Origin of the sequence: Bacillus sp. FSL H8-0492 (assembly GCF_038006145.1) — a bacterium.
GTDB classification, from domain to species: domain Bacteria; phylum Bacillota; class Bacilli; order Bacillales; family Bacillaceae_G; genus Bacillus_A; species Bacillus_A mycoides.
Genome location: NZ_JBBOUP010000001.1, coordinates 813,756 through 830,677, shown reverse-complemented (window position 1 = coordinate 830,677; position 16,922 = coordinate 813,756). Strand labels below are relative to the sequence as shown.

Here is a 16,922-nt window from a genome sequence, read left to right as displayed (position 1 = left end):
TCATTCATATTCTTATAATACTGACTATTTAGAAAAGTGTCAATCCTATTTTTTCAAAAAGAAAGGGCCTTAGCCCGTTTGCTCATCCTCATTCTTTCTCTTCTCTTCATCTATTAGGACACGACGTAAAATTTTTCCGACTGTCGTCTTCGGCAACTCACTTCTAAACTCATATACCTTCGGAACTTTGTAAGCTGCTAAATATTTACGTGCAAACTGATCTAATTCTTCTTCAGAACACTCAGTGCCTTCTTTCAAAACAACAAACGCTTTTACAGTTTCCCCTCGATACGGATCAGGAACACCGATTGTTACCACTTCTTGCACCTTTTCGTGTTCATATAACACTTCTTCTACTTCACGAGGATATACGTTAAAGCCACTAGCAACGATCATATCTTTCTTACGATCTTTCACATAGAAAAAGCCATCCTCATCCATGTATCCTACATCACCTGTATGGAGCCAGCCATCTTGCAGTACAGCTGCCGTTTCTTCTGGCTTATTCCAATACCCTTTCATAATTTGTGGGCCCTTTACAACAATTTCACCAATTTCACCTGGAGGTAATGACTCTCCTGTTTCAAGTGACATGATGATTGCCTCTGTATCCGGCCACGGTACCCCAATACTTCCCGGCACACGCTTTTCCCACAAAAAATTCCCATGTGTAACTGGTGATGACTCCGTTAATCCATAACCTTCTACTAATTTACCACCTGTAACTCTCTCAAACTCCTCCTGCACTTCTACAGGAAGCGGTGCAGAACCACTAATACAAGCCTGAATTGAAGAAATATCATATTCTTTTAAAAGAGGACTATTTAATAGAGCAATATAAATGGTTGGTGCTCCTGGAAATAGTGTAACTTTATGTTTCTTAATTGCTTCAAAAACCATTTTCATATCAAACTTCGGAATAAGCACCATTTTATATCCTTGCATAATACTTAAATTCATTACAGCTGTCATCCCGTACACATGAAAAAACGGAAGAACACCGAGAATTACCTCTTCTCCTTCTTTACAATTATATAACCAATGCGCTCCCATTAAAGTGTTCGAAACGAGGTTTTTATGCGTTAACATAACCCCTTTTGGAAACCCTGTCGTTCCCCCTGTATACTGCAAAAGGGCTAGATCATTTTCGGGATCACATGGAACTTCAACATCAGCATTACTTTCTCTTTCTACCGATTTCCAAAGATGAATCGTTTCGCTTTCCGACACATTCACAACAAGATTCGCCTGCTTTTTTTGTACAAATGGATAAAGTAAATTTTTAGGGAATGGTAAAAAATCTGCAATACGGGTTACGATAATATGCTCAAGCTTTGTTGCAGTTTGAACATTAGTAACTCTCGGAAACACTAAATCCAGGCAAAGAATAGCTTTTGCCCCTGAGTCATGAAGTTGGTACTCAAGCTCTCTTTCTGTATAAAGAGGATTCGTTTGTACAACAATCCCCCCCGCAAGCAAAGTACCATAATAACCAATTACAGATTGCGGACAATTCGGTAACATAATCGCAACTCTATCGCCTTTTTCAATACCAAGCCTTTGAAGGTAATTCGCAAATTTCTTTACCTTGTCATGGAAATCTGAAAATGTAACATCTTTACCTAAAAAGTGAAGCGCTTTCTTTTCTGGATAACGAACAGCCATTTTCTCTAAATACCCATGAAGTGGCTGAATATCATATGAAATCGTACCTGGGATCTCCTCTGGATAACTCTGCAACCAAGGTTTTTCCACTCTCATTCCCCCTTCCAATACTTGTGAAAATAAATGAATGTTCATTCATGATGATTGTTTTCATTATATTATAGTCAGAACAGCGTTACAATCATAATATTCTGACTTTTGTATAACTATGCTTTACTTCGTTAACTTCTTATTATATGTATAAACTCTCTTAATTTTAAAAGAATAAGAGAGTTCACGTTACTTAGCTTAATCTTATAATCGTTAAAACTGCACCAGGTGTAGTCGTTGATAACGTGGCAACTGCTAACAATCCAAACAACTGCAAACTAATTGCACTCCCCGCTGCAAGAGTCGTAATAATTGTTGCACTAAATGAAGTCGTTGCTAATGCAGGGGAGTTGATAGTCCCAGCAAGCGGTGCCCCATTAATTGTAATTCGCGAACTAACTAATAATGAAGCTGTTATATTAATTGTATATGAAATATAATAATTCCCTGCATTTGCGGCCGTAAATACTGTGTTCCCCCCCGACACTGTAATTCCTGGACCGATATTCTGATTATTTGGAAGTGGGACATTTGTCCCACCAAGTAATACTGATATTGCCGTACCCGATGTATTATTCGCAAATGCATACGTTGCCGTGATACTTGTACCTGTTACTCCCGTCGCTCCTGTTTCACCTGTTGCTCCCGTTGCTCCTGTTGCTCCCGTTATTCCTGTCGCTCCCGTTACTCCCGTTGCTCCCGTTGCTCCTGTTGCTCCCGTTGCTCCCGTTATTCCTGTCGCTCCCGTTGCTCCCGTTGCTCCCGTTGCTCCCGTTGCTCCCGTTGCTCCCGTTGCTCCCGTTGCTCCCGTTGCTCCCGTTGCTCCCGTTGCTCCCGTTGCTCCCGTTGCTCCCGTTGCTCCCGTTGCTCCCGTTGCTCCCGTTGCTCCCGTTGCTCCCGTTGCTCCCGTTGCTCCCGTTGCTCCCGTTGCTCCCGTTGCTCCCGTTGCTCCCGTTGAACCTGTCGCTCCTGTATCACCTGTCGCTCCTGTTGGACCTGTTGGACCGAGCTTAGGAACTGTCCCATCGCAACTAAAACAGCACGAATCAACATGTAAACCATTTTGATTATTACATCCACAATATCCATTTGCATTATTACTCCATAAAGACATGTTGACCCTCCTTCGTGTTCGATCTTTTAAGTAAGCCCACTAATTAAAAATATCTTTCTAATAAAAATCAGTTTTTATTTTCCTTATCGACTACCCGCTCTGGAACAAACTTTTTATAAACAAAGTTTTTTTCCTTACATTCTAATAAATATTACATGCAATACGCTCTCCTTTCGCTTGTACTTTTGCCTTCCTCATTAAAGGAATTTCAGCTCCTTCAACCTTGATACACGTATGCATTTCAATACTATATATTAAAATCCGTATAAATCATTATTTTTAGTCAAAATTTTAAAAAAATATTGACACTTAAAACGCCCTCATAGTATGATTTTGGTGTTGTAATTGATAACGATTTTCAATATCGTACATATTGCAAATAAAACATTTTATTTGGGGGCAGAAGATGAAGAAAATTTTCAGTATTTTCATAGTAGTTCTTCTATTTGCTGTTGGATGCGGGCAGCAAAAAGAGGAGAAAAAAGAAACAAAAGCGGACAATAAAAATCAAGCTATAACAATTAAACACGCTGAAGGGGAAACGAAGTTAGATAAACCAGCGAAAAAAGTTGTTGTACTTGAGTGGGTATATTCAGAAGACTTATTAGCGCTTGGTGTTCAGCCAGTAGGGATGGCAGACATTAAGAATTATAATAAATGGGTAAATACAGCAACAAAACCAGGTAAAGATGTTGTCGATGTAGGAACACGTCAACAACCAAACTTAGAAGAAATTAGCCGTCTAAAACCAGATTTAATTATCACAGCTTCATTCCGTAGTAAAGCTATTAAAAACGAATTAGAGCAAATCGCTCCTACAGTTATGTTCGATCCATCAACAAGCAATAACGATCACTTTGCTGAAATGACAGAGACATTTAAACAAATTGCAAAAGCAGTTGGAAAAGAAGAAGAAGGTAAAAAAGTATTAGCTGATATGGATAAAACATTTGCAGATGCAAAAGCGAAAATTGACAAAGCAGACTTAAAAGATAAAAACATCGCAATGGTACAAGCATTTACAGCTAAAAACGTACCAACATTCCGTATATTGACTGACAATTCTACAGCTTTACAAGTTACAAAAAAATTAGGTTTAACAAACACTTTTGAAGCTGGGAAATCAGAGGCAGATGGTTTCAAACAAACAACTGTAGAATCATTACAAAGTGTACAAAATTCAAACTTCATTTACATTGTAGCGGATGATGATAACATTTTTGACACGCAACTAAAAGGTAACCCTGCTTGGGAAGGGTTAAATTTCAAAAAAGAAAACAAAATGTATAAATTAAAAGGCGACACTTGGATTTTCGGTGGTCCTGAGTCTGCAAAATCTTTAGCAACACAAGTAGCAGATGTAATGACAGCGAAGAAGTGATTACACGATGAATAGCTTACAACATACACTTCGAGCAAGTCTTGTATTCGGAGGAGGAGCAGCTCTCTTGCTCCTCCTTTTCTTTATTCATATCGGACAAGGGCAAGCAAACATTTCCTATAGTATGATTATTGATGCTCTTATCTCACCGAACCAATCACTAGAGCATCAAACTTTAATCATGCTTCGATTACCTAGAGCTGTAATTGCCATTTTAGCTGGAGGTGCTCTTGCTGCATCTGGGGTTATTTTACAAACATTAACGAAAAATCCACTTGCTGAATCCAGTACAATGGGTATTCACTCTGGCGCATATTTCTTTCTAGTAGCGGCTACAATTTTCTTACCGAAAGGTCTGCAAATTAATTCACTTCTTTTCACATTTATCGGCGGTGCTATTACTGCTTTATTTGTATACCGTATTTCTGGTGGGAAAAAGGGAACCCCACTTAGAATGGCACTAGCTGGTATGGTCGTTACATTAATGCTTTCTGCCTTTACCGGAACGATGCAGCTTTTCTATGAAAATGAAACAGCTGGTTTATTTTTATGGGGAGCTGGATCTCTTATTCAAAATAACTGGGATGGCGTTCAATTTGCTTTTCCATTTATCATTATTTCTTTCCTAGTTTTACTATTTATGTCTCGTAAACTCAACATCCTCTTACTTGGTGATGATGTTGCTGTTTCTCTTGGTGAAAAAACAGCAGTAACACGTCTTATCGCCTTCATTGCTGCGATCTTTTTAACAGCAGTAATTGTAACTGTTGTTGGACCAATTGGATTTGTCGGCTTAGTTGCACCACATTTAATGCGTCTTATTGGCTACCGTCAACACTTTACTCTCCTTCTCTCTTCTTTCTTATGGGGAGCTGTACTATTACTTGGAGCTGATGTCGTTGGTAGACTAATAGATCCAACTGGGGCTGAACTTCCTGTCGGAGCAGTCACAGCAATGATTGGATCACCTTGGCTTATTTATTTAGTGTATCGCATGATGAAATCGAAACAATATATGAATGATAACGGCGCAAATGCAGCTGGAGCTAGTTCTCGCTATTACTCTTATAAAAAGGTAATCATTATCTCTATCACACTTTGCATTGTGACGATTGCTCTTGGTGTTACAATCGGTAGCAATTCTTATATCGAAAGCATTACAAATGCCATAACAGGACAATTAACACAATTTGATAAAAATATGATGATGAACCTTCGTTTACCAAGAATGCTCGTTGCTGCTATTGCCGGAGCATGCCTTGCAATAAGCGGGCTTGTTTTCCAAGGAATATTACGAAACCCACTTGCCGATCCTTCTATTATTGGTATTTCATCGGGAGCTGGTGTTGGTGCTTTAACTATTATGTATGTCTTTCCCGCACTTCCTGGTTTCTTCCTACCAATTGGTGCATTTATTGGTGGACTACTTGCAGTTGGAATTGTCCTCTTCTTCTCATGGAAATCAGGATTTAGCCCAACAGCTCTTGCTTTAATAGGAATTGGCATTTCCGCGCTCGGCTCAGCGATTATTCAAATCTTTATCGTTAGAGCAAATTTGAATGTTGCTGCGGCCTTAACATGGTTGTCAGGCAGTACGTATGCAAGAGGATGGAATCACTTAGAAAATATCATTCTATATCCATCTCTTATTCTTATACCAATTATCTTTTTCTTAATGAAACAACTTGACGTTCTTGTACTTGGAGATGATTTAGCAACCGGACTCGGGCAGCCTGTAAATAAAACGCGTCTTGCTCTAATTGTGTTAGCGACACTACTTGCATCAATTAACATTGCTGCTGTCGGTACAATTGCCTTTTTAGGTCTTGTTGCACCTCACTTAGCACGAATCGTCGTTGGTATGAATCATCAAAGACTATTCGTTTGTTCCGCACTGTTTGGAGCAATCCTTCTTTCCCTTGCTGATTTACTCGGACGAACGATTGCATATCCGAAAGAAATCCCTTCTGGTCTTGTCGTTGCTGTACTTGGAGCACCTTATTTCTTATGGTTGATGAGGAAGAGTGGGAAGAAGGTTGGTTAAAAAAAGAGGCTTCTTAATATGAGAAGCCTCTTTTTTATTCGTTCTGATAGGTTAAAAGGAAACTATCTTTTTTTCACGAATGTAACCTATGAACATAACTAGGAGGGATAAATATGTACCAAACTATTGAAGGTTTTCTACAATCATGGACATACGAGGCTGAGTCTACTCAGAAGATGCTCGATGCATTAACCGATGAATCTTTATCACAAGAAATTGCACCTGGGCACTGGACTTTAGGGAGAGTCGCTTGGCATATCGTTACAGCACTTCCTATTATGCTATCAGGGACAGGACTTAAGTTTGAAGGAGAAACGAAAGATTATCCTGTACCAACTTCAGCAAAAACAATTGCAGATGGGTATCGCAAAGTGAATACGGCTTTTATTGAAGCACTTCAAAGTGAGTGGACTGATAAAGACTTAGCTACTATTAATAACTTCTTTGGTCGTCCTATGCCGAATTCTATATTTTTAATGACACTCATCAATCATCAAAATCACCACCGCGGACAGATGACTGTTTTAATGCGTCAAGCTGGCTTAACAGTCCCTGGCGTTTATGGTCCTGCAAAAGAAGAATGGGCTGCTACTGGAATGGAAGCTCCCCAAATGTAACGACAGAAAAAGACAAGGTGTTTTTGCACCTTGTCTTTTTCTGTAACTTGTTTCATGTGAAACTATTTTCTACTAAATGGTATTTTATGAGAAAATACGTTAAGATAAATTCATATTAATTGGAGGGAACTAAATTGAATACAAAAAACAAAAAAATAACAATAAGAACTCTCTTACTAACTTCTATCATTGGAGTTATCGGTTTATCTCTTTATTTCACAAGTTATGGTACCCCTTGGGGAAAACAAACAGCAGTTACGGAATCAAAAGAATATATTACAAAATACTTTGATCTAGATGCAGAAGTCAAAAATACTTCTTACGATGCTAAAATGAATAGCTATGCAATCGCCTTTGAAACAATTGAAGATGGAGAGTTTACTATCGAATATAAAGGTCCTAATAACTTTAACATTTCTCCAGGAGTGCAAGAGTATTTAAGCAAACACTATAAATTTACAGAGTAGCAACGAAGCATACATATACAAAAAAGAGTTGGTATAACGCCAACTCTTTTTTACGTATTCTTGTCATACTGTTATATCTTCCTTCTCTATATTTTTAATTCCGTAATATGCAATCGCAACTCCAATCGCTGCAAATGTGAATTGAAGAGGAAGAAACGTCGCTATAGGAAATATGGACGGGTTATTCATTGCGATTAATACAACGATAATAGAAGAAACGATTGTAGCTGGCACAGAACGTTTACGCATCCCGAAATATAGAGGAATTAAGCTTATTCCTGCCGTGGCAATGGCTAAAGGAATAAGATTTATCCCTTCTTGAATCAATTGATCTACTGTGAATGAATTAGGAAGAATTGAAAAATAACTATCTATCCCAAAGAAAATTCCTACTACTAAAATGTTCGATAAAATAACTGTTATAAATGTTAATGTCGCTGTAATAGCCAACTTACTAACCATCATTTTCTTTCTGTTAATTGGATAAGAAAACATGAGTAGTATTGTTTTACTTTTATATTCATCAATTATTAACTTGGCTATTAGTACGCCACCAAAAATAATAAATGTTGCTCTTACTAACGCACTAGCCATCGACAAAATTATCTGCGGATCCCTTATTTTTGGATCCCCTTCTATTTGAGCAACGATACTAACGAAGATTAGTAGTGCCAGTATAACGATATTTGCAATAACCGCTCTCTTCACATACCATCCAAGCTTAAACTTCCTCAATTCTAGCTTCATAAGACGTAGCATGATAGTCCTCCTTTCATGTAAGCCACTGAAATTAACTTAAAATTGCAATTACTATTATTTTTTTCACTATTCATACCCCAGTTCGTTGTTGTTTTAAGCTTGCTTCACGCCACATCAATCTTGTCGATTTTACGATATGAAAGATAACTAATAAAAATCCCTAATAAACAGAGCACTATTGGGATAGCGATAAAATTAAACATACTTACTTGACCGTTTCCAGAACCAAAGTTACTACTAATTAGCATCCCAATTATTACTGCAGAAGTAATTGTTGTCGGTGTCGATTTCTTTCTCATCCCAAAAAATAAAGGAATTAAACTTATACCAGATATCATAAATGCATTTATAAAAGTAGCTGGAACGATAGCTATTATTTCACCTATCGTAGCTGGCGTTTCAATCAGCCCCATCATTGGACTCACAAAATATACGAGTAAACTAATACTGAAAGTAGCGATAATCGTGCTCACAAAACAAAAACAAAAAACAATTGTTAATTTCGCCCTCATTAGCATTTTTCTTTGCAGTGGGTACATAAACAATAGTTGTATTGTTTTGTTCTTATACTCATCAATTATTAAACGTGATAAAATGACCGAACTAAAAATAATGAATGTTATCCTAATAACAGTGTTTATTAAAACCATTTGTTGCGTGAAGTCAGAGAATAGCCCATCTACCTCGTCTTTCGCTCCCAACGCCATGAGGTTTACTACGGTGAAAATTGCTATAATACAAATTGCTACACTTTTAAAATAACTAGATAATTGATGTTTCTTCCATTCAAGCTTCATTAATTTAAGCATATAAACCATGCCTCCATTCCTTATATAACTGCCTCTACGCTACTAACATTCTAATTCCAGCAGTAACTACGCTTAACATTCCTATCACTAGTAAAATTAACAACCATTTCCGCACTGGTTTTCTATAATATAAAATCCCACTTATGAACATTACGATTAATCCACTTACTATATTCACTAACAATCCATTAAGCATGAATGCCCTCTCCATCCATTACATTTAAGAAATACTCCTCTAAAGAACTATGTTTCTTATTAATACTTTCAATTTCTACATCGTTCATAATGAGTGCTTTTGAAATGGCTTGCTGCGTCGCCTTCAATTCATACACACGAATCATGTTTCCACTCATTATTTTGTAATTTTTTATAGCGAGTTTATCTTCTAAAATATAAGCTGCACGCTTCACATCAGGAACAGTGATTTCAATGTACTCTGTTTGTTTTCCGTTAATACTCTTCATCGAAACTTCTTTTATTAGTTTTCCATTTTGAATCACACCAATTGTATCTGCCATTTGTTCCATCTCACCTAAAATATGACTAGAGACTAATAACGTAATGCCATATTCTTTGCAGAGCATTTTAAATAAGTCTCGTAACTCTTTAATACCAATTGGATCTAAACCATTAATCGGTTCATCTAAAATGAGTAGTTCTGGCTTTGTCATGATCGCCCTTGCAATACCAAGTCGTTGCTTCATCCCTAATGAAAAATCTTTTACTTTTTTATTTTCTATGCCGTGTAGTTTCACTAAATTTAACGCATGATCAATTGTATTTTTATCGTAATACCCCATATATTCACAATGTAATTCTAAGTTTTCTTTCGCCGTTAATTTATCATAAAAGATTGGATATTCAATAATTGTCCCCATTCTTTTTAATACTTCATAAGATGTGTCTGTTAACTTCTCACCGAAAATTTCAATATCACCGCTCGTCGGTTTTATTAAATTTGTAATCATTTTCATAATCGTTGTTTTACCAGCACCATTCGGTCCTAAAAAACCGTAAATCTCTCCTTTTTTCACATGCATGTTAACGCTAGAAATAACTTCATTCCCTTTAAACACTTTCGTTAACTGGTTCGTTTTTAATATATATGTCATGTCACTTTCCCCTTTCGCACTGCTCTATATTTCTATAATAGACAACGGAAATCTCTTTTTTCTTACCCGTTCCTTACAAATTCCTTACGCTGAAAAAAAAGCTTGTAGAATTTACTTCTCTACAAGCTAAAACAGCATCTTTGTTAATACAACTGTAAAAATTGTTTTTTCATACGGCTTACTAGAAAGATGTATTTCTCCGTCCATCGCTTCCACAAGCCTTTTCGTAATCGTTAACCCTAAACCGCTTCCTTGGTACAATCTATTTCTGGAATCTTCAAGTGTGTACATACGCTCAAACACTTTATCAATGTGAGATTCATCAATTCCTTTTCCTGTATCCCATACATCTATATACACACTCGTTTCATCATCTCTTAACGTCATACCAAGTGTCTTTCCATCGTCACCATATGTAATCGCATTTGATATTAAATTATTCAATACTCTACCTAATACTTCTACATTTCCAAGTGCATATATATTTCTTTCTGGTATATCAATATGAACTTGAAACCCTTTCGTCGTCACTAAATCATAAAAAGATAAAATCTTCTCGCGACAAACTTCATTCATATTTACTTTTGTCATCTCAATTGCTTTGTCACCGGATTCTAATTTTGCTAAATCAAAAAACTTATGAATCAGTTCCATCACTTCTAGTGTTTTTACATGCACCTTTTCGAGTAATATTTGCTTCTCTTCCTCATTTATCGTTTTATCCTTATTTAACATTTCGGTATATCCAAGAATAACTGTTAGTGGTGTTTTCAAATCATGTGAAATATTTGAAAGCATTTTTCTCATCGAAATTTCCACTTTCGCATGATCTGCATTCGTTTTCTGTTTTGCATCTAATAAATGATTAATCGCCACTAATAAATTTCGCAATTCTAGATCATCTGTCATAATTAATAGCTTCTCACCAGTTTGTTCTTTTACAATTCGATTTAACTTCTCATACGTGTAGCGTAAATTCCTACTACTATTTTTTCTAATTTTATATTGCACGTAAATAACGATAAGCAATATAATAATCACCACTGTTAAAAATACAACCATACTACATCACTTCCAACTTATAGCCGATGCCCCATAATGTTTTAATATATTCTGGATTAGATGGATCACTTTCAATTTTCTCACGTAATCTTCTCATATGAACATTAATAACATTATCATCACCATAATATTCTTCATTCCAAACAAGCGTATATATTTGTGCTTTCGTAAAAACACGATTTTGATTCTTCACGAATAGCTTTAAAATCTCAAATTCTTTTAAAGTAAGTTTAAGCTGTCTTCCCTTTTTCTCCACAGTAAAATTAATTGGGTCAATTATTAAATCACCAATCTGAATCGCCTCATCTTTTGATTCCACAGCTGAATACTTTGTAGACCTCCGAATACCCGCTTTTACACGTGCAGCTAGTTCAATCATAGAAAACGGCTTACAAATGTAATCATCTGCTCCAAGGCCTAATCCAACCGCTTTATCAACATCTGTATCTTTCGCTGACATCATTAAAATCGGAACTGCACTTTTTTCTCGAATGATTCTGACGACCTCTAACCCATCTAACTTCGGCATCATAATATCGAGAATTATCAAATCAAATGAACCTTTTGAAAATACGCCAACTCCTTCTTCTCCGTCAGATGCGATTGTAACTTGAAAACCTTCTTTTACTAAATATGTTTCAACCATCTCTTGAATTGAGATGTCATCTTCAACTAATAAAATATGATGTGACATATTTCTATCCCCTTTTTTAACAAACATTAACAATTTAATTGTATCGTAACGAATGAATGCTGGAAAGAATTATATGAATTTTCAAACCAACTTCCCTTCCTTCCTTAACAATGATATGATGAAATTCACTACGATTGTTCATAATTAACTTTATATAAAGGAGACTTATCATGTCAGAAAACAAAAAAGTAAGCTTAGCTGATTTAATGCGCGAACAACTTGCGAAGAAAAAGCAAGGAAATGGAAACGGCTCAAATAATGGAAGTCAAAGTCAAGAAACGAAAAAATTACAAAACCAACAAACGAAAAAAACAAACAACCAACGTAGACGTACAGGTGTATAAATGAACGGGCAAAAACGATCTAACATTTCATCAGGTCTTGAAGTTGATATTGTATTAAAACAAGATCAACGTACAGGTAAGCTAACAAGAGGAATTGTAAAAGATATTTTAACGAACTCACCTTCACATCCGCACGGCATTAAAGTAAGATTGCAAGACGGACAGGTTGGCAGAGTACAAAATATTATTCAATAAGAAAAGGAGCTCATTTAAACTTGAGCTCCTTTTCTTATTTTCATTAACCTTTAATTTTTTCGATGAAAACTACTTTTAAATAGTCTCCCTCTTTAAATTGATCAATTGTACGGAAATCTTCCGGTAAAGAATGTTCTTCTAATATTTTATATTTACCGTTCATTTCTTTAAATGCTGTATCGATAAAGCCATTAAACTTTTTCATATCGAATGCGCTACAATTTGTAGAAGCAACGATAATACCGTTATTTTCTGTAATCGCAATTGTTTCTTTTAATAAGTTTTTATAATCTTTCGCCGCACTGAACGTATATTTTTTCGAGCGTGCAAAGCTTGGGGGATCAAGTACAACCATATCAAATTTCATCTTTTTCTTAGCTGCATATTTGAAATATAGAAATACATCTTCTACAATAATATCTTGTGCTTCATAATCAATTTCATTTACACTAAACTGCTCAATCGTTTTACTTAAACTACGATTTGCAAGGTCCACACTCGTTGTTTTACTCGCTCCGCCAAGCGCTGCAAATACAGAGAAAGCCCCAGTATAAGAGAACATATTTAAAACCGTTCTTCCTTTTGCATATTTATCACGAATTTGTTTTCGAACGTTACGCTGATCTAAAAACACACCAACCATCGCCCCGTCATTTAAATATACAGCAAAGTTTACACCGTTCTCTTTTACGATAAGTGGGAACTCACCGCGCTCTCCTGCGACGAAATCATCACCTTCAATGTATTTCCCTTTAGTATCAAAACGCTTTTTCTCATAAATCCCTTTGAAATTTGCTACTTTTTGAAGTGCTGCTATAATCTCATCGCGGAAAGTATAAACCCCTTCACTATACCAACTTATTACGTAATAGCCGTCATAATAATCGATGATTAAACCACCAAGGCCATCGCCCTCACCATTCAGGGCACGAAATGCTGTTGTATCATTTGATTTATAAAAATCTTTTCGTTTATGTAAAGCAGATTTGATTTTACTTTCAAAGAAAAGTTGATTAATTTGCTCTTTCTCTTTTCTCGTTAAAATCCATCCATATCCTTTATTTTGTTTTCCATAATAGCCTTTTCCGATGAATTGGTTCTTCTCATCTACTACGTTGATGATTGTTCCTTCTTCACGTACATCATTTAAATTTTGAATAGCATCTTTTAAAATAAGTGGATATCCACTTTTAATTTCTTTTATAAACTTCGGTTTTATTTTTATAGTTACTTCAGATCGCATGTAATGTCTTCCTTTCCATTTGAATGCTTTCTAATTAGTAGGAAGCAATGTAAAAAACGAGGCTGAAAAAAGCCTCGTTTCACTATACCATATTATTGCTTTGCTAGTACAACTAGCTCATCTCCTGGTATAACCGCTATATATTTATACAATGTTGAAAAAGTAAGACTACCATCATCGTGACGAATAAATAATATTACATCCTCTGAATCGCTCTCTTCTTTATTAATTTTTTGTTTTTCCTCAACTTGTATCGTTTTAAATGTATAACCCTCTTCAATTTTTCTATCTAACTCTTCATAAATTTCATTTTGACCAAACAGTAAATGAGCTTTTTTCGAAAGAGAGATGCGTTCTTGCTCAATCTTTTCCACATCATGAATCGGAAGTAAAAATGTATTATGATGTCCAAACTGCGGTACATATGTGTTTGCGACTAATACATTGTAAGAATCCGTATCTGTAACTGAAATTAAGTATTCATACTGATTCATATCTACTTCAAATTGCAACTGCTCTGAGAGTACTTGGCCGTTATATGTATTAAGCCCTTTCACCTTTGCGCATTGCAAATGTTCTTCCGATACATCTACGATTAAGCTCGGAATCCCCATCTCTTTACAATGCATAGCGAATGCAGTTGAGAATGTACTAGCTCCTGAAATTAAAATACCTGGTGGCTGTGTATTGGCTAATCCTAATTTTTTTGCTAAAAATCCAATTGAAAATCCATGAGCACAAACGGTCGTAATTACGAGTGCAAATGTAAGTGCTGTTAATATAGAAGCATCTTTATACCCTTCTTGTAATAACTCCGTCGCAAAGTAACTTGAAACCGTTAATGCAACAATACCTCGCGGCGCAATCCAACCAACTAGCGCCCTTTCTGATTTTGTTAACTCTGTTCCGATTGTCGATACCCAAATTGATAAAGGACGAACAACAAATATCATCATAAGTACGAAGCTAATAATAGGCCAGCTAAAAATCTCCATAATCGTCGTTCTTGGAAGTGATGCTGTTAAGATGATGAAAACAGTCGATGTTAATAGTACGGAAATATTTTCGTTAAAATGACGAATATCACCGATAGAAGAAATATATTTCTTCATCCGTGCAAGTGTAATCCCCATTACTGTTACGGCTAGCATACCTGTTTCATGCATGACTTCATCTGCAATGCCGAAGCATAGTAATACCGTAACGAGCAAAATCGGTGCCTTTAAATATTCTGGTACTTTCCCTTTTAAAATCATATAACTCATAAAAATACTAAACGCATACCCAAGTACCATTGCAAATAACGAACCTGCAAAGAAATATAGTAACGTATGTAAGTGTACATTTTCTTTCGTTAAGAAATTTACAATTTGAAAGGCGAATACAGCAAGTAATGCTCCAAACGGATCAACGATAATCCCTTCCCACTTTAAAATTGCAGCTGTCCTTGGCTTTAATCGTGCTTGGCGTAACAACGGAATAATTACAGTTGGACCTGTCACAATAAAAAGTCCTCCAATAATAAATGCAACCGCCCAATCTAATCCAGCGACGTAATGGGCTGCAAGTGAGCCAGCAATCCAAGCAATAAACGCACCAAACGTAACAATACGAAATACTGGTTTTGATAGTCCCCTCAGTTCACGTACATCTAAACTTAAACTACCCTCAAACAATATAATGGCAACAGAAAGTGATACGAGTGGACTAAAAACATCTCCAAGCACCTCTTTTGGATTAATAATACCGAAAACTGGACCAATTAATAATCCGGCAACTGCCATAACAACAATAGCAGGGAGCTGGAAGCGCCATGCAGTCCATTGTGAGGCGATGCCTAGTGTAATAATAATAACGATACTAAGTAACAGTGATTCGACCATAATACCCTCCTTGTTCATAGTATTGCGAAAGCAAGGTATAAACCATACTTTGCTTGTGTATATTTCTTATTTTGTTTTATTTTAATAATATATAACTTCATTAACTATATGGTCAAATTATTTATATAATAGTAAATTCATCCTTAATTCTACATTTATATGAAAATTACTATTGACAATGATAATGATTTTCATTATCATTCAATGTATATGAGTTCTTGAAAATAAAGGCTACACATTTATAGGAGGAATAAACATGATTATTGTTACAAATACAACTAAAATTACAAAGGGAAATGGCCATAAATTAATTGAGCGTTTTAATAAAGTAGGTAAAGTCGAAACAATGTCAGGATTTTTAGGATTAGAAGTTCTTTTAACGCAAAATACAGTTGATTATGATGAAGTAACAATTAGCACTCGCTGGAATGCAAAAGAAGATTTCCAAGGTTGGACAAAGAGCTCAGCATTTAAAGATGCTCACTCACATCAAGGCGGGATGCCAGACTATATTCTTGATAATAAAATTGCTTACTATGATGTAAAAGTTGTACGTATGCCAATGGCTGCAGCACAGTAAGCATATTTCTTTTTTAAAGTATAGAATATGAAGAGTGTTACCACTTCTCATATTCTATACTTTTTTTATTTAATGTCTTTTTACTAGTTTCGCATGTACTACTAATCTTCCCGCTTCTGGATCAAGTGCATAGTCACACGTCGAAAGTGTTACGATTTGATCACTTTCTGTCACTTTTGTATCCGTTTTGTACAGCGATTTTTCTTGAATTTTCTCCAAAAATGATGTGTATTCCGTATCACTACTAAAATCCGTTTCAATGTAATAAAAATCAGTTGTTGTTGTATACACCGAAAACACTTCAAGATCATATCCTTCAAATAATGTATCGTAATATAATTTACGATGCGACATGAAGAAATCTTCATCCAACATTTTCTTTAAACTTCCAAACATAGAACCATCTTTCATACGGTGACCATATAAAATAGTATTTCGATTTTGAGATTTCACATCATTACGATAGTCCATAAAAATGCTTCCTGCTCTCATATCTTCACCTTTATAATTTCGAAATAAATAGTAATCATTGTCTTTTGCTTGAACGATTGGATAATTAATTTGTGTATCATCCATCGTAATCCATCCAACTATTTCTTGGTTAATTTGCTGCAGAACTTTGAACTGTTTACGTACTTCCCCGTCTTGTGATTGCTCTTCCATCGGACTTTTTTCATAAATGTTTTGTGCTTCGGCCATTACTTTACGATTTTCATAGTAATCCATGAAAATATCACCTAATTCATATACTGAATAGAAAAAGGTACCTAAAAAAACAACTGTAAGTATTCGTTGAAAAAAAGAATTCTTCTTCCTTTCTTTTTTGCTACTCAAATTATCACCTCAAAACGGATTGTTCGCAT

The 16,922-nt window shown here is 35.7% G+C and carries 18 protein-coding genes; 7 read left to right on the top strand and 11 right to left on the bottom strand.

Annotated features, from left to right (window positions below; translation table 11 throughout):
* Window positions 1-69: 69 nt before the first annotated feature.
* Both MHH66_RS04185 and MHH66_RS04180 read right to left on the bottom strand, forming a co-directional pair.
* Entirely contained in the window at window positions 70-1,755 is a 1,686-nt protein-coding gene (locus tag MHH66_RS04185; protein WP_078185963.1) for a long-chain-fatty-acid--CoA ligase, read from the bottom strand.
* Between the two features lie 193 nt (window positions 1,756-1,948).
* Window positions 1,949-2,869: a BclA C-terminal domain-containing protein gene (locus MHH66_RS04180; RefSeq protein WP_340866693.1), complete on the bottom strand. Its 921-nt coding sequence runs from the start codon at window positions 2,867-2,869 to the stop codon at window positions 1,949-1,951.
* Window positions 2,870-3,275: 406 nt separating this feature from the next.
* Between MHH66_RS04180 and MHH66_RS04175 the strand changes: the two genes are divergently transcribed.
* The 4 genes from MHH66_RS04175 to MHH66_RS04160 all read left to right on the top strand — a co-directional run bounded on the left by MHH66_RS04175 (window position 3,276) and on the right by MHH66_RS04160 (window position 7,378).
* Entirely contained in the window at window positions 3,276-4,250 is a 975-nt protein-coding gene (locus MHH66_RS04175; protein ID WP_078185037.1) for an ABC transporter substrate-binding protein, read from the top strand.
* Window positions 4,251-4,257: 7 nt separating this feature from the next.
* Window positions 4,258-6,294, top strand: a complete 2,037-nt coding sequence (gene fhuB / locus MHH66_RS04170) for a Fe(3+)-hydroxamate ABC transporter permease FhuB (RefSeq protein ID WP_063218401.1) — start codon at window positions 4,258-4,260, stop codon at window positions 6,292-6,294.
* 113 nt (window positions 6,295-6,407) lie between these two features.
* Window positions 6,408-6,911, top strand: coding sequence for a DinB family protein (locus MHH66_RS04165; protein WP_002129313.1), 504 nt, complete (start codon window positions 6,408-6,410; stop codon window positions 6,909-6,911).
* Between the two features lie 134 nt (window positions 6,912-7,045).
* A complete protein-coding gene (locus MHH66_RS04160) occupies window positions 7,046-7,378 on the top strand; it encodes a YfjL-like protein (protein ID WP_078185038.1) in 333 nt (110 codons plus the stop codon).
* Between the two features lie 63 nt (window positions 7,379-7,441).
* On the opposite strand, the gene MHH66_RS04155 is transcribed toward MHH66_RS04160, so the two are convergent.
* The 6 genes from MHH66_RS04155 to MHH66_RS04130 all read right to left on the bottom strand — a co-directional run bounded on the left by MHH66_RS04155 (window position 7,442) and on the right by MHH66_RS04130 (window position 11,814).
* Entirely contained in the window at window positions 7,442-8,137 is a 696-nt protein-coding gene (locus tag MHH66_RS04155) for an ABC transporter permease (protein WP_002167610.1), read from the bottom strand.
* A 104-nt stretch (window positions 8,138-8,241) separates the two neighbouring features.
* Entirely contained in the window at window positions 8,242-8,946 is a 705-nt protein-coding gene (locus tag MHH66_RS04150) for an ABC transporter permease (RefSeq protein WP_002167609.1), read from the bottom strand.
* Window positions 8,947-8,980: 34 nt separating this feature from the next.
* Window positions 8,981-9,142 (bottom strand): hypothetical protein, encoded by a 162-nt coding sequence (locus MHH66_RS04145; protein ID WP_002167608.1) that lies wholly within the window; start codon window positions 9,140-9,142, stop codon window positions 8,981-8,983.
* The gene (locus MHH66_RS04140) at window positions 9,135-10,058 is read right to left on the bottom strand and encodes an ABC transporter ATP-binding protein (protein WP_063218399.1); all 924 of its coding nucleotides are present in this window, start codon (window positions 10,056-10,058) and stop codon (window positions 9,135-9,137) included. The genes MHH66_RS04145 and MHH66_RS04140 overlap by 8 nt, the downstream gene beginning before the upstream one ends.
* 126 nt (window positions 10,059-10,184) lie before the next feature.
* Window positions 10,185-11,120, bottom strand: a complete 936-nt coding sequence (locus tag MHH66_RS04135) for a HAMP domain-containing histidine kinase (RefSeq protein WP_063218398.1) — start codon at window positions 11,118-11,120, stop codon at window positions 10,185-10,187.
* A 1-nt stretch (window position 11,121) separates the two neighbouring features.
* On the bottom strand, window positions 11,122-11,814 hold the full coding sequence (locus tag MHH66_RS04130) for a response regulator transcription factor (protein ID WP_061675613.1): 693 nt from the start codon (window positions 11,812-11,814) through the stop codon (window positions 11,122-11,124).
* Window positions 11,815-11,984: 170 nt separating this feature from the next.
* Here MHH66_RS04130 and MHH66_RS04125 point away from each other — a divergent pair, with 170 nt between their 5' ends.
* The gene (locus MHH66_RS04125) at window positions 11,985-12,158 is read left to right on the top strand and encodes a hypothetical protein (RefSeq protein ID WP_002015431.1); all 174 of its coding nucleotides are present in this window, start codon (window positions 11,985-11,987) and stop codon (window positions 12,156-12,158) included.
* Complete coding sequence (locus MHH66_RS04120; protein ID WP_001014315.1) at window positions 12,159-12,353, top strand: YwbE family protein; 195 nt, start codon at window positions 12,159-12,161, stop codon at window positions 12,351-12,353.
* Between the two features lie 43 nt (window positions 12,354-12,396).
* Here the strand turns inward: MHH66_RS04120 and MHH66_RS04115 are convergent, their stop codons facing one another.
* Window positions 12,397-13,596 carry a class I SAM-dependent rRNA methyltransferase gene (locus tag MHH66_RS04115; RefSeq protein WP_063218397.1) on the bottom strand — a complete coding sequence of 400 codons (1,200 nt, stop codon included), beginning with the start codon at window positions 13,594-13,596 and terminating at the stop codon, window positions 12,397-12,399.
* 92 nt (window positions 13,597-13,688) lie between these two features.
* Window positions 13,689-15,479, bottom strand: a complete 1,791-nt coding sequence (locus tag MHH66_RS04110; RefSeq protein WP_078185039.1) for a cation:proton antiporter — start codon at window positions 15,477-15,479, stop codon at window positions 13,689-13,691.
* 256 nt (window positions 15,480-15,735) lie between these two features.
* Here MHH66_RS04110 and isdG point away from each other — a divergent pair, with 256 nt between their 5' ends.
* Window positions 15,736-16,059 carry a heme oxygenase gene (gene isdG, locus MHH66_RS04105; RefSeq protein ID WP_002015426.1) on the top strand — a complete coding sequence of 108 codons (324 nt, stop codon included), beginning with the start codon at window positions 15,736-15,738 and terminating at the stop codon, window positions 16,057-16,059.
* Window positions 16,060-16,128: 69 nt separating this feature from the next.
* On the opposite strand, the gene srtB is transcribed toward isdG, so the two are convergent.
* Window positions 16,129-16,893: a class B sortase gene (srtB, locus tag MHH66_RS04100; protein WP_002129321.1), complete on the bottom strand. Its 765-nt coding sequence runs from the start codon at window positions 16,891-16,893 to the stop codon at window positions 16,129-16,131.
* Window positions 16,894-16,922 lie beyond the last annotated feature (29 nt).